This window comes from Paenibacillus phoenicis, from assembly GCF_034718895.1.
Lineage (GTDB): Bacteria > Bacillota > Bacilli > Paenibacillales > Paenibacillaceae > Fontibacillus > Fontibacillus phoenicis.
In genome coordinates this window covers 2,582,501-2,595,828 of the sequence record NZ_JAYERP010000001.1, presented here as the reverse complement: position 1 = coordinate 2,595,828, position 13,328 = coordinate 2,582,501, and the positions used below count along the sequence as shown (strand labels likewise).

The window sequence follows — 13,328 nt, the reverse complement described above, 5'->3', positions numbered from 1 at the left end:
CGAATTGTGGAGCGGAGCGGGGGGATAAGAGCATGGACGTGAAATCAAATGTCAAAAAGCGGAGAGCGGAGCGGATTCGGCAATTGACGATGGAAGACGCCGTAGGGCCGCTGCCGCCGGATCAGGGCTGGGGAGCTGCCCCCGGACGGGCGGCTGCACCTCCGAGAACGAAGCCATGGCCTGTTAGTGCAGGTCAGGACGACACTGATCCCGATCCCGAGCTGTTATGGAAGCGCGGGCAAGGCCGCTGGCACGATCCTTATGCTGGCGCTTATGGAAGCGGAAAGGGTGACGATGAGCTGATGGGTCCCGGGCCGGGAAAACGTTCGACGTTCTGGTTCGCGATGTTCGTTCGCCTGGTGATTAGCACGTTACTGTTTGCGGCGATCTGGGGCATGAACCGCTATGAGCCGGCCTGGGCGACGCCCATCCGCGCGTTTATTGCCAAGTCGCTTACCGTGGAGATGGATTTCCAAGCGGCCCAAGCCTGGTACGAACGTAATTTCGGAGGGGCACCATCCTTTATTCCCATCTTTAAAACCAATGAAGATCATGGGCTGAGAGTAGGAGGCGCAGCTGGTTTTTCACTGCCGATTGAGGGCAGTCTTGCCAGTCCATTTGCCTTGAGCTTAAAAGGAGTTGAAATTATTCCTGACACCGGCAGCTTGCAGGTCAAAGCCATCGAGACCGGACGGGTGCTTCGCGTTGCCCGGGAAGCCGAGACCGGACAGACCGTGACGGTACAGCATGCCGGGGGATACGTCTCGGTATATGGACATTTGGAGCAGATCTCCGTTGAAAAAGGGGACTGGCTGGAAGGGGGCGATGTTCTGGGCAGCCTTCCGCCGCGAACGCAGTCGCCATTGCCGACGCTTTATTTTGCGATCAAAAAAGATGACCGGTATATCGATCCGGCGGATGTGATTCCATTTGATTAAATGGCGCGGCATCGCGATTTCGTTCCACCCTTTTTTCGTCATTATTATGCTGATGTCTGTGCTGACCGGCCACTTTCTGGAACTGCTTGCCTTGTTCACAATCGTGTTCGTGCATGAGATGGGCCATGTGTTTGCCGCTCGCATGTACGACATCAAAGTCTTGTCCGTCCAAATGCTTCCCTTTGGAGGCGTGGCGGTCATGGAGGATGCGGGGGACCTCACAGCCGGGCGCGAGATGGTTATCGCTTTGGCAGGCCCGCTGCAAAACCTGTTGCTGATCGGCGCCTCCTTACTGCTTCATGCCGTCGGGATCTGGGACGGGCCGTTTTTGAGCTATTTTATTCAAAGCAATCTGCTCATTGCTTTATTTAATCTGCTGCCCATCCTGCCGCTGGACGGCGGCAAAATCTCGCAGGCTTTATGCAGCCTGGTTATGCCTTATTATGCCACGCTGCTCTGGTCTTACCGTATCAGCTTGCTGTCCAGCGCCTTGCTGGTGGCCTACTCCTTCTTGCCGCTATTGCTCGGGTTAGGTGGGATGCAGCTGAATCTTCTGCTCATTGGCCTCTTCCTGCTTTATTCCAATCTGACCGATTATCGGAACATTCCCTATCGTTTTATCCGTTTTCTGGTGAACCGGGATCGCAGCTTTTCCAGACATCTGCTGAGCGGGACGTTGGCCCAACCAATCGTTGCGGAGAAAACGAAACCTTTGGATCACATTTTGCGTCTATTTAAGAGAGAAAAATATCATTTTATTTACGTGATGAACCAACAGGGGAACATCGTGGCGGTCGTTCCGGAACAACGAGTGATTTCCTCTTTCTTACAGGGAGGCTCTGGGGCTTGAAGCGCGACAGACGTGATATAATGGAACGGGCATGTTACTTGATAATAAGCGAGTTCATGATCAATGGATGACGAAAGTATGAAGGGTGAGATCATGAAGAGGATGATTGTTCACTGCGGACCTGGCTCTACCGAAATTGCGCTTCTAGAAAACGGCAAGCTGGTGGAATATGCGGCGGAGCGTTCTCAACATCGAGGACTGGTTGGCAGCTTTGTGAAAGGCAAAGTGGTTAATGTCATTCCGGGTATGCAGGCCGCTTTTGTGGATATCGGTCAAAAAAAGAATGCGTTTCTCTATATCGACGACGTGCTGCACCCTCATTTGGAGAAGCAGCCGAAGCAGAAGCCGTCGATCGCGGAGCTTCTGAAGCCAGGCCAAGAGCTGGTCGTACAGGTTGTAAAAGAAGCGATCGGCAACAAAGGTGCGCGGGTGACGACTCATTATTCTTTGCCGGGACGCTGGCTGGTCTATATGCCGACGGCTGGTTATGTTGCCGTCTCCAAGAAGATCGCATGCGAAGAGGAGAAGCAACGCCTCAAGCTGCTTGGTGAGGAGCTGCGCAGCGAGGAGGAGGGATTGATTCTGCGCACGGTCGCCGAGGAAGAGGACGGCAAGGCGATCGCGGAAGATCTCGCGCAGCTGCGCAAGCAATGGGCCGCCATCCAGGAGAAGGCGAAGCATGCGGCAGCTCCGGTCGTACTGCACCAGGATTTAAGCATGATCCAACGTTTGATGCGCGACGTATATAGCCCGGAAACGGACGAACTGATCATGGATTGTCCGGAGCAGGCGGAGGAGGCGCTTGCTTTTCTGCAGGCGATGCTGCCGGGGGAGACGCCGCGCATCATTGTGCATGAAAGCGAAGTGCCGATCTTTGATTATTATGAAGTGAGGCAGCAGATGGAGAAGGATTTTCAGCGGAAAATCTGGCTGCCGGGGGGCGGCTACCTCGTGTGGGACACGACTGAGGCGTTGACCGTGATTGACGTGAATACCGGCAAGTTCACCGGGGGAGACAGCTTGGAGGATACGGTGTTCCGCACCAATCTGGAGGCCGCGCAGGAGATGGCCCGGCTGATTCGGCTGCGGGATACCGGCGGCATTATCATCGTAGATTTTATCGATATGAACAGCGACGAGCATCGATCGGCCGTTTGGGAGCGGCTGGAGCAGGCGCTGGCTGGCGACCGTACACAGCATCATATTTTGGGATGGACCAAGCTCGGCTTGCTGGAAATGACGCGAAAAAGAATGCGGGAAGAGATTACGGTAATCAGTTGATTTTTTGCAAGGTGCATGGTAGTATATTAGGGTATGTGTCATGAGTTAGCTTGTGCACATGCTGCAACCGCTCCGATCGGGTTAACAAGTCCGCTGGACCTTTGCGTCTAACGGCACCTGAATCAGGCGAGTCTGAGACATGAGGAGGTGCAAGCAAATGTACGCAATTATCGAAACCGGCGGTAAACAATACCGTGTTCAAGAAGGCGATGTGCTTTACATCGAGAAATTGAACGCAGAAGACGGTGCAAGCGTAACGTTCGACCGTGTGTTGGCAGTATCGAAAGGTGAAGGTTTGGTAACGGGAACTCCATTGGTATCCGGCGCTAGCGTAACGGCGAAAGTCGAGAAGCATGGCAAAGGCCAAAAAGTGATCGTTTACAAATACAAACCGAAGAAGAACTACCACAAGAAGCAAGGTCATCGTCAACCTTACACGAAAGTAACGATCGAGAAAATCCAAGCGTAAGAAGGTGCGATAACTTGATTATCGTCTCCATATTACGCCGGAAGAATAACGACATCGCAGGCTTTAAGGTGGAAGGCCATGCCGGCTATGCGAAGGCCGGTGAGGACATCGTCTGCGCGGGCGTGTCGGCCGTGACCGTTGGAACGGTCAACTCGATCGAAGCGTTGACGGGCATTGTGATGGACTCCAGGATGAAGAACGGCTTTCTTAGCGCGAATCTTCCTGATACGGTCGAAACGGAAGAAGCCGGAGCACAAGCGCAACTGCTGCTTGCCTCGCTTGTCGTTATGCTGAAGAGTATCGAAGAATCATACGGGAAGTATATTCAGATACAGGACGTCATTATTTGAAGAAGGAGGTAGACTACAATGTTGAAATTGGATCTCCAGTTGTTCGCTTCCAAGAAGGGCGTAGGTTCCACGAAGAACGGACGCGACAGCATCGCGAAACGCCTTGGCGTGAAACGTGCTGATGGCCAATTGGTAACGGGCGGAAGCATTCTCGTTCGCCAACGCGGTACGAAAATCCACCCAGGTACAAACGTAGGCATCGGTTCGGACGATACGCTGTTTGCGAAAATCGACGGCGTTGTGAAATTCGAACGTTGGGGTCGCGATCGCAAAAAAGTGAGCGTCTACCCTGTGGAAACCGCTCCTGTAGCGGCTACAGTCGAAGCTTAAGAGCTATGAATCAAGAGCCCTGGCACGTTGGTGTCAGGGCTTTACTTTTTTACATACATAACGGGAGCGAACTTGGTTGAGGTATGTTATACTGGGTAGGGATGTCAGGGTGGGGAGTTTCATTCCGCCCAATCTGTTAGAGGAACGGGGAAGATATGAAACATCGGTTCATGGTGAGGGCAATGATCGTGTTGATCGCGCTCGTTAGCCTGACACTAGCTTATTTTCTGAAGTCGCCGATCGGACAGGTCCTCCTGTGCGGGGCTCTTTTCGTGTTGTTTGGGCTATATGTACGGCATCTTCGGAAAGGAGCCGAAATCGAGCGGAAGCATTTGCTGGAATCGGTCCAACGAACGGCCTCCGCCACGCTGGGTCATCATCGCCACGATTGGATGAACGATCTGCAGATTCTATATGGGTATATCCAACTTCGGAAAATTGATAAACTCGCCGATTGCGTGGAAAGAATAAAAGAACGAATGGCCGTAGAAAGTAAAATTTCCAGGTTAGGCATTCCGGCCTTGGTCTTCTACTTACAATCGTTCCGCGAGGTCAACGGTTCGATTCATCTCGACGTTGACATTGAGGACGAACTGCAGCTGGATCAATTGCTTACTGCGGAGCAAGCGGAAGAACTGACGGAGGCCATCGTGGAAACGGTGCGGATCTTCCAGTATAACGGGCGTTCTTCTTGGGGAGAGACGCTGCAGTTGAAGATGTCGATGTACCGTGAGGACGGCGAAGTCATCGTTCGGTTTGAACAGGCCGGTTCCAAGGGGAATCCGGAGGTACTTGTCCGCCTTCTTGATGAAGGAATGGCGGGATTGCGGGTTAAGGCTGACCGTGGCGATGCGGAAGACGGTTCGTTGCGGCTACGGGTGGCTTGTGGAAAAATAAACGAGGTGAACGCATGTTTGTAGATAAAGCGAAAATTTATGTCAAGGGGGGCGACGGCGGCGACGGGCTGGTCGCTTTTCGCCGGGAGAAATACGTGCCCGAAGGCGGTCCGGCCGGCGGTGACGGCGGCAAAGGCGGCGACGTGATTTTCCGCGTTGATGAAGGCTTGAGAACGCTGATGGATTTCCGCTATCAACGGCATTTCAAGGCGCAGCGCGGAGAGAAGGGGCGGAATAAGAGCCAGCACGGAGCAAATGCGGAGAACATGATCGTCCGGGTCCCCCCCGGAACGGTTGTCATTGACGACGATACCCAAGAGGTGCTTGCCGATTTGACGCGCCATGGGCAGGAGGTGGTTGTGGCCCGCGGAGGTCGTGGAGGTCGCGGCAATATCCGGTTCGCTACGCCAAACAACCCGGCACCTGAGCTGGCAGAGCATGGCGAAGAGGGCGAAGAACGCTGGGTCGTGCTCGAGCTGAAGGTGATGGCCGATGTCGGACTGGTCGGGTTCCCTAGCGTTGGGAAATCGACGTTGTTATCCGTTGTATCGGCAGCAAAACCAAAGATCGGCGCCTACCATTTCACAACGATCACCCCGAATTTGGGGGTTGTTGATGTGGGCGACGGCCGGAGCTTCGTGATGGCGGATTTGCCTGGATTGATCGAAGGGGCCCATGAAGGCGTTGGTCTGGGCCATGAGTTCTTGCGGCACGTCGAGCGGACGCGGTTGATCGTCCATGTCGTTGACATGGCTGGCTCGGAAGGGCGGGATCCTTTTGACGATTGGCAGAAAATTAACGACGAGCTGCGGCTGTACAATGCCGATTTGGAGAAACGCCCGCAGATCGTAGCCGCCAATAAGATGGATATGCCTGAAGCGGCAGCGAATTTGGAGAAATTCCGTGCCGAAGTCGCCAAGGTGCGCGGGGATTTGGAGATTATGCCGATTTCTTCATTGACTCGTCAGGGTGTCCAAGAGTTGCTCTACCGCGTGGCGGAGCTGCTGGAGCAAATTCCGGAGGCGCCTGCGATCGAAGAAGTGACCGAACTGGCGGAACGCAAAATTTACAAATTGGACAAAAAGGAAGACGAAGGCTTTACGATCCGCCGCGAAAACGAGACTTTCGTGGTGGAAAGCGCGAAGATCGAGCGGATGATGAAGCGGATGCAGCTGAATTCGCATGACGCCATCCTGAAGCTGGCCCGCACGCTGCGGCATATGGGGGTAGACGATGAGCTTCGCAAGCGGGGGGCCAAGGACGGTACGCTGGTCCGCATCGGGGACTTCGAGTTTGAGTTCGTTGAAGGCAGCAGCTACTACTGATGATGGAAAAGAGCACCTTTTGGGTGCTTTTTTTTGCTATGGGTCAGGACAAAAAATCATTGCCACCCTGCGTCATATCCGTTATAATGTCCACTATATGAAAACAAAAGTCTCTAAGGAGAGGACGTTCGTGAAGGAGCACTACTATTTGGTTCGTGAGGATATTTTGCCAGAAGCGGTAGTTAAGACCTTACAGGTAAAGCAGCTCTTGGCCTCCGGCGACGCCAAAACAGTTCATGAGGCTGTTGCTCAAGTGGGGTTAAGTCGCAGCGCTTTTTATAAATATAAAGACGGCATTCATCAACTCAATCAATTCGAACGGGAAAGCATCGTGACCATCTCCTTTGATCTGGAGCACCGGTCCGGGATCTTATCGAAGGTGCTTGCGCTGATCGCCGGTTCCGGCGGCAACGTATTGACGATTAATCAGAGCATCCCGCTACAAGGCAAAGCCAATGTCGTGATCTCCGTGGAAACCTCGCGCTTAACCGAAGAGCTGGATGAGATGCTGGATTCGCTGCAAAGCATTCCGGGCGTAAGGAGAACACAGATCGTTGGTCAAGGTTAACAAGGTAAAGAGGAGAAATTAGACGAAAAAAACCGTAATTGGATAACGGGAGGGGACGGCTGTGAAGCCTGTGAAAGTAGGACTGCTCGGACTTGGCACGGTAGGGACCGGCGTGGTCCGGATCTTGGAAGGACATCAGGAGGATCTCAGCAGTCAGGTGGGTTCGCCGATCGTCATTGAGAAAATTGCCGTTAAGACCTTAGACAAAACGCGCAGCGTCCATGTGGATCCACGAAAGCTGACGGAGGACCCCTGGTCGGTCATCCGAGATCCGGAGATCGACGTGATTGTGGAAGTTATGGGCGGCGTGGATCAGACAAAAGCTTATATTTTGGAGGCGCTCGAACGCGGCAAGCATATCGTGACCGCAAACAAGGATTTGATGGCGCTGTATGGCTCAGAGATTCTGGCCAAGGCGATGGAGCATCAATGCGACGTATTTTATGAAGCCAGCGTGGCCGGCGGCATACCGATCATTCGCACGTTGATTGAAGGCTTTTCCTCGGATCGGATTATGAAAATTATGGGGATTGTCAATGGAACGACCAATTATATTTTGAGCAAAATGAGCCAGGAAGGCGCTTCTTACGAGGATGTGCTGAAGGAAGCGCAGCAGCTCGGATACGCAGAGTCCGATCCGACCTCCGACGTGGAGGGATTGGATGCCGCTCGCAAAATGGCGATTCTCGCAACCCTCGGTTTCCGCACCAACGTGGAACTGGACGATGTGCATGTTCGAGGCATAACTTCGGTATCCAAGGAAGATATTTTATATGCCAAGCGTCTTGGGTATGAGATGAAGCTGCTCGGCATCGCAGAACGGCAGGATGACGAATTCAGCATTACGGTTCAGCCGACCATGGTGAAGAATACGCATCCGATCGCGGCCGTAAATGGCGTTTACAATGCGGTGTACGTGTATGGGGAAGCCGTTGGGGAAACGATGTTCTACGGTGCGGGAGCCGGCGAAATGCCGACGGCCACGTCCGTGGTTGCGGACCTGGTCGCTGTCGTTAAGAACCTCAAGCTTGGCGTGAACGGTTTGAAAGCCATCGTCCCGTATAAGCCCAAGAAGCTGAAAACCGACGAACAAATCGCCTACAAAAACTTCCTGTTGCTCCACGTCGACGATAAAGCCGGCGTTCTGGCGCAGATCACCCAAGTCTTCGCCGAATACGAGGTGAGCTTGGAGTCGGTCGTACAGTCGCCAAATACGAATGTTGAAGGTGCTGAAATTATGATCGTGACGCACAATGCCAGCAAGGCAAGCATGGATAAGGTATTGGCCCATTTCGAATCGCTGGACGTCATTCATCGGATCAAAAGCGTGTATCGCGTAGAGGGATAATAACATTAATTCAGAATAAAGGAGTTCTTTTTGCATGAGATATCTCGGATTGCTGGAAACGTACAAGGAATATTTGCCGGTGAGCGACAAGACGCCGAAGCTGACGCTGCAGGAAGGCAATACCCCGCTGGTTCGCGCGGAGAACCTGTCGAAGGAGCTGGGCCTGGATCTGTATTTCAAATATGAAGGGCTGAATCCAACCGGTTCCTTTAAGGACCGCGGAATGGTGATGGCCGTCGCGAAAGCGGTGGAGGAAGGCAGCCGGACGATTATGTGCGCGTCCACGGGGAATACCTCGGCAGCGGCAGCGGCTTATGCGGCTCGGGCGGGAATCGACTGCATCGTGCTGATTCCGAACAACAACATTGCCCTCGGAAAGCTGGCGCAAGCGATGATTTACGGGGCGAAAGTGATTGCCATCGAAGGTAACTTCGACCGGGCGCTCGAAATCGTGCGCGACATCACCGCCAAGCATCCGATCACGCTGGTCAACTCGGTGAACCCGTACCGCATTGAAGGCCAGAAAACAGCGGCATTCGAGGTGTGCGACCAACTGGGGAAAGCGCCGGATGTATTGGCGATTCCCGTCGGCAACGCGGGCAATATCTCGGCCTATTGGAAAGGCTTCAAGGAATATTATGAGCGCGGTAAATCGACTTCTCTGCCGCGGATGGTTGGATTCGAGGCCGAAGGCGCGATGGCGATCGTCAAAGGCGAGCCAATTCTGGAGCCGGAAACGATTGCGACCGCCATTCGGATTGGCAATCCGGCCAGCTGGAAGACAGCTGTCGCCGCCGCGGAGGAATCCGGCGGGCAAATCAACTATGTTACGGACGACGAAATCCTTGATGCATACCGCACTATCGCTGCCAAGGAAGGTATCTTTGCCGAGCCGGCATCGGCTGCTTCAATCGCCGGCGTATATAAACTGCATCGGGAAGGCTATTTCAAAGGCGGCGAGACCGTCGTTTGCGTGCTGACCGGACATGGTCTGAAGGATCCGAACATCGCGATCAAGAGCATTGGCGGCGAACCGCTTGTCGTACAGGATACGGAGGAAGCGGTGCTGAATGCGATCGCCAAGCTGCAAGGAGCACGGGCATGATTCGCCGGGAAGGCGTCCGGGTCAAGGTGCCGGCAAGCACGGCGAATCTGGGGCCCGGCTTTGATACGCTTGGTATGGCGCTTAACCTCTATGCCTGGATTGAAATGAAACCGGCAACCTCCACGGTGATCACCCTGCATGGGGGGAACCTGGAAGGACTGCCGACCGATAAAAGCAATCTGGTATACCAAGTCGCGCAATCGGTGTTTGCGGAAGCCGGCGTGACCTTACCGGAACTGGAAATCTCGATGAAATCAGATATTCCGTTAACCCGCGGGCTTGGCAGCAGCGCTTCGGCGATCGTCGGGGCGCTGTTTGCGGCCAACCTGCTGGTTGGCGAGCCTTTAAGCAAGGCCAAGCTCTTCGATATGGCTACGGCCTTGGAGAAGCATCCGGACAACGTTGGTGCCTCCCTGTTCGGCGGGATTATTACCGCGGTTTGGGACGGGGCGCACGCGGATGTGCTGCGCATCGAGCCGCCGGCCGATCTGGAGGTGCTCGTTGCTATTCCTGACTTTCAGCTGTCCACCTCCAAGGCGCGTGAGGCGCTGCCGAAGCAGATCAGCCTGCAGGATGCGGTGTACAACGTCAGCCGCACGTCCCTGCTTACAGCGGCGTTAGCCGCCGGCCGGCTGGATTTGATCCCGGCTGCCATGCGCGATCGGCTGCATCAGCCGTACCGGGCTGCACTCGTGCCCGGAATGGCCCGGATCCTTGAGGAAGCAACTGCCCATGGGGCTTTGGGCGCTGCCTTAAGCGGAGCCGGACCGACGCTGCTCTGTCTGACGGACCGCCGTCAGGGAGCGGACAAACAGCTGGAGTCGTTTTTGCTGGAGGTGCTGAGTGGGGAAGGCATCTCCGCGCAGACCATGCGGTTGAAGCCTTGCACATCGGGGGCAGTGGAGCTTACTATGGAGAGTGAAGGTTCATTTCTGGATCACATTCAAGCCTACGGATCGTAAGAGCTTCGTGATCGAATAAGATAAATGGTTGAACCACCTTGATGAGGGGAAGTCAGGAGATGAAACGAATAGCATTGCTGCCGGAAGGCTCGGTATCCCATGAAGCGGCGCTGCACCTGTTTGGCGATGAGCCGGTGGAGCTGCTGCACTTCAAGCAGATTTCCGACGTATTCTTAGCCACGGCCAGCGGACACAGCGATTACAGCGTCATCCCGATGGAGAATACGATTGAAGGCTCCGTCAGTCTTCATATGGATTGGCTTGTCCATGAAGTGGATGTTCCGATGCAGGTTGAATGGGTGTACCCTTCCGTGCAGAATTTGATCGGCAAGCGGGAAGAGTTCCAAGCGGCCGATCCATCGGGCGACATTGATTACAGCAAAGTGACGAAGGTGCTGTCCCATCCGGTTGCGATGGCCCAATGCCTGCAATTTATCCGTTCACGGATGCCCAAGGCGGAGCTGGAACATACCGGCAGCACTTCAGAAGCGGTAGAACTGGTGAAGAAAAATCCGGGACAAGGCTGGACGGCGATCGGTACGGCACTTGGGGCTAAGCGCCATGGATTGGATGTCTTGGCTCGCCAAGTGACGGACCACGACAACAACTATACCCGGTTTGTTCTGATCGGCCCGCGGCCGTTTGAACTGAAATATCCAGCTGCTCAAAATAAAACAAGTCTGCTGGTGACGTTGCCGGAGGATTTTCCGGGCGCCTTGCATCAGGTATTGTCTGCATTTGCATGGCGTAAGCTGAATTTGTCGCGCATTGAGTCGCGCCCTACGAAGAAACGGCTTGGCAATTACTATTTTATTATGGATGTGCTTGAATCGATCGATTCTGTGCTGCTGAGTTCAGCGATTGGAGAAATCGAAGCGTTAAGCTGTCAAGTACGCGTGCTGGGCAGTTATCCCAGCTTATCGTTTGGAGATCAAAAAGCGGAGGTGCCAAAATAATGGCAGAACAATGGATTTATTTAGATGGACAATTCGTAACAAAAGATCAAGCAAAGGTTTCCGTATATGACCATGGATTTTTGTACGGGGACGGGATTTTTGAAGGCATCCGCATTTATAACGGGAACATCTTTAAATGCAAGGAGCATTTGGACCGCCTATACGATTCGGCTAAATCCATTATGTTGGACATTCCGCTGACGTATCAGGAAATGGAAGATGCGCTGGTCGAGACGCTTCGCCGCAATGATCTGCGCAACGGTTATATCCGTCTTGTAGTTTCCCGCGGCGCCGGCAACCTCGGATTGGATCCAAATCGTTGCCCGAAAGCCTCGGTGATCATTATCGTAGAGCAGCTTGCGATCTATTCGGAGGAAGCCTACAAAACCGGGCTGAAAACCGTCTCCGTATCGACGCGCCGCAACATTCCGGACGCTCTGAATCCGAAGATCAAATCGCTGAACTATTTGAACAACATTTTGGTGAAAATCCAGTCGAACCTGTCCGGTGCAGGAGAAGCGATCATGCTGAACGCGCAAGGGTACGTTACGGAGGGTTCGGGCGATAATATTTTCATCGTCAAAAACGGGGTTATTACTACTCCTCCATGTTACTTGGGCGCCTTGGACGGCATTACCCGCCAAGCGATCATCGAAATTTGCCGCAAAAAAGGCTACAATATCCAAGAGCAGCCATTTACGTTGCATGACGTTTATGTCGCTGACGAAGTGTTCCTGACGGGGACAGCTGCCGAAGTTATCGCTGTGCGCGAAGTCGACGGCCGCATTATCGGCGAAGGGCATGCCGGCCCGATTACGCTGAAGTTGCTGGAGGAATTCCGCGCGATCGTTGATAAGGACGGATTGAAAGTTTGGTAACGTTCGGTAAGGCCGACAAGAATCCTATTTTCCTCGACCTAAGAGGGAGATAGGATTTTTTCTTTTCTAGGATGTCAAAAATCGGGCTCCTGCATAGGATGTAATAAATGGGCCCCGGGCGATCATCACGTACCGGAGAAGAAACCTAGGAGGTCTTTATCGCGTGAAAATCCATATTGTGAAAAAAGGCGATACTTTGTTTGAGCTCTCAAAAAAGTATAACGTGCCTCTGGAAAAACTGATCGAAGCTAACCCGCAGATCGCCAATCCAAATCAATTGAACATCGGTGACAAAGTAAAGATTCCAGCCGTGGCCGTACCGATTGGCGGTGAAACGGGCAATGTCTACAAGCACATTGTCAAGCAGGGGGACACGTTATGGAAGCTGTCCAAAGCTTGGGGATTACCTTTGCAGAGTCTGATCGATGCAAACCCACAGCTTAGCGACCCGAATCAATTGAAGGTTGGGGACATCGTCAACATTCCTACGGGTGCGGGAAATCCGTGGGGTGAGGTCGACAACCCTTCTGCGCCGAACGTGGGGATGTCGCCGGTGCAAACCGGCAAGAAAAACACGGCGCCAATCGCTGGTTCCGGAAAGAAAGCCCCAACGGGCACCAAGCCGGAAATGACGGCGCCGAAGCCGGAGAAGGTGGAGCCGGTGAAAACCGAAAAGCCGAAGGAAGCGCCGAAGAAAACGGAGCCATCGAAACAAGAGCCAATCAACGTAGAACCGCCAAAGCAGCAGCCGATCAACGTGGCACCACCGAAGCAACAACCCATCAATGTGGCGCCGCCGAAGCAACAGCCCATCAATGTGGCGCCGCCGAAGCAACAGCCGGCGCAAGTTCAGCCGCCTAAAGTAGTACCGATGGAGATCAAAATGGAAGTGGAACAAATCCAATATGAATCCACGAAGCTCCAACCGATTCATTTCGAGCCGCAAAAGCATGAACCCGTTAAGATTCAGCCCTATTCGTACGAACCGAATATCTCTCCTGCAAATTACGGGCCGCAAAACGTTAACCCTTACAGCCATGTGCCCATGAAGGGGGAACCCACAGGAGTTAGC

At 53.6% G+C, this 13,328-nt stretch carries 15 protein-coding genes and 1 other annotated feature (1 of these 16 cut by a window edge); all 15 genes read left to right on the top strand.

What is annotated here, in order from left to right:
• Positions 1–32 precede the first annotated feature (32 nt).
• Positions 33–938: a M23 family metallopeptidase gene (locus U9M73_RS12225; RefSeq protein ID WP_323077455.1), complete on the top strand. Its 906-nt coding sequence runs from the start codon at positions 33–35 to the stop codon at positions 936–938.
• Positions 931–1,788: a M50 family metallopeptidase gene (locus tag U9M73_RS12220; RefSeq protein WP_323077454.1), complete on the top strand. Its 858-nt coding sequence runs from the start codon at positions 931–933 to the stop codon at positions 1,786–1,788. The genes U9M73_RS12225 and U9M73_RS12220 overlap by 8 nt, the downstream gene beginning before the upstream one ends.
• A 93-nt stretch (positions 1,789–1,881) precedes the next feature.
• A complete protein-coding gene (locus U9M73_RS12215; protein WP_323077452.1) occupies positions 1,882–3,069 on the top strand; it encodes an Rne/Rng family ribonuclease in 1,188 nt (395 codons plus the stop codon).
• A 55-nt stretch (positions 3,070–3,124) separates the two neighbouring features.
• Positions 3,125–3,213 (top strand) — a sequence feature (ribosomal protein L21 leader region).
• A gap of 13 nt (positions 3,214–3,226) precedes the next feature.
• Complete coding sequence (gene rplU / locus U9M73_RS12210) at positions 3,227–3,538, top strand: 50S ribosomal protein L21 (protein WP_009225178.1); 312 nt, start codon at positions 3,227–3,229, stop codon at positions 3,536–3,538.
• Between the two features lie 14 nt (positions 3,539–3,552).
• On the top strand, positions 3,553–3,888 hold the full coding sequence (locus U9M73_RS12205; protein ID WP_009225179.1) for a ribosomal-processing cysteine protease Prp: 336 nt from the start codon (positions 3,553–3,555) through the stop codon (positions 3,886–3,888).
• 18 nt (positions 3,889–3,906) lie between these two features.
• Positions 3,907–4,218, top strand: a complete 312-nt coding sequence (rpmA, locus tag U9M73_RS12200) for a 50S ribosomal protein L27 (RefSeq protein WP_009225180.1) — start codon at positions 3,907–3,909, stop codon at positions 4,216–4,218.
• Positions 4,219–4,373: 155 nt separating this feature from the next.
• Positions 4,374–5,138 (top strand): Spo0B domain-containing protein, encoded by a 765-nt coding sequence (locus tag U9M73_RS12195; protein WP_323077450.1) that lies wholly within the window; start codon positions 4,374–4,376, stop codon positions 5,136–5,138.
• Positions 5,129–6,439, top strand: a complete 1,311-nt coding sequence (obgE, locus tag U9M73_RS12190; RefSeq protein WP_009225182.1) for a GTPase ObgE — start codon at positions 5,129–5,131, stop codon at positions 6,437–6,439. The genes U9M73_RS12195 and obgE overlap by 10 nt, the downstream gene beginning before the upstream one ends.
• Positions 6,440–6,569: 130 nt before the next feature.
• Entirely contained in the window at positions 6,570–7,007 is a 438-nt protein-coding gene (locus tag U9M73_RS12185; RefSeq protein WP_016311133.1) for an ACT domain-containing protein, read from the top strand.
• Positions 7,008–7,068: 61 nt separating this feature from the next.
• Positions 7,069–8,355: a homoserine dehydrogenase gene (locus U9M73_RS12180; RefSeq protein WP_009225184.1), complete on the top strand. Its 1,287-nt coding sequence runs from the start codon at positions 7,069–7,071 to the stop codon at positions 8,353–8,355.
• A gap of 34 nt (positions 8,356–8,389) precedes the next feature.
• Entirely contained in the window at positions 8,390–9,460 is a 1,071-nt protein-coding gene (gene thrC / locus U9M73_RS12175) for a threonine synthase (RefSeq protein WP_009225185.1), read from the top strand.
• Complete coding sequence (thrB, locus tag U9M73_RS12170) at positions 9,457–10,422, top strand: homoserine kinase (protein ID WP_323077447.1); 966 nt, start codon at positions 9,457–9,459, stop codon at positions 10,420–10,422. The genes thrC and thrB overlap by 4 nt, the downstream gene beginning before the upstream one ends.
• A gap of 59 nt (positions 10,423–10,481) precedes the next feature.
• Positions 10,482–11,378 (top strand): prephenate dehydratase, encoded by an 897-nt coding sequence (pheA, locus tag U9M73_RS12165; RefSeq protein ID WP_260071165.1) that lies wholly within the window; start codon positions 10,482–10,484, stop codon positions 11,376–11,378.
• Positions 11,378–12,256 carry a branched-chain-amino-acid transaminase gene (ilvE, locus tag U9M73_RS12160; RefSeq protein WP_085279368.1) on the top strand — a complete coding sequence of 293 codons (879 nt, stop codon included), beginning with the start codon at positions 11,378–11,380 and terminating at the stop codon, positions 12,254–12,256. The genes pheA and ilvE overlap by 1 nt, the downstream gene beginning before the upstream one ends.
• A gap of 163 nt (positions 12,257–12,419) precedes the next feature.
• A protein-coding gene (locus U9M73_RS12155) for a LysM peptidoglycan-binding domain-containing protein (protein WP_323077446.1) crosses the window boundary here: on the top strand, positions 12,420–13,328 show its beginning. The gene runs 1,131 nt beyond the window's last position; the window shows 909 of its 2,040 coding nt (coding positions 1–909); the start codon lies at positions 12,420–12,422; its stop codon lies off the right edge, out of view.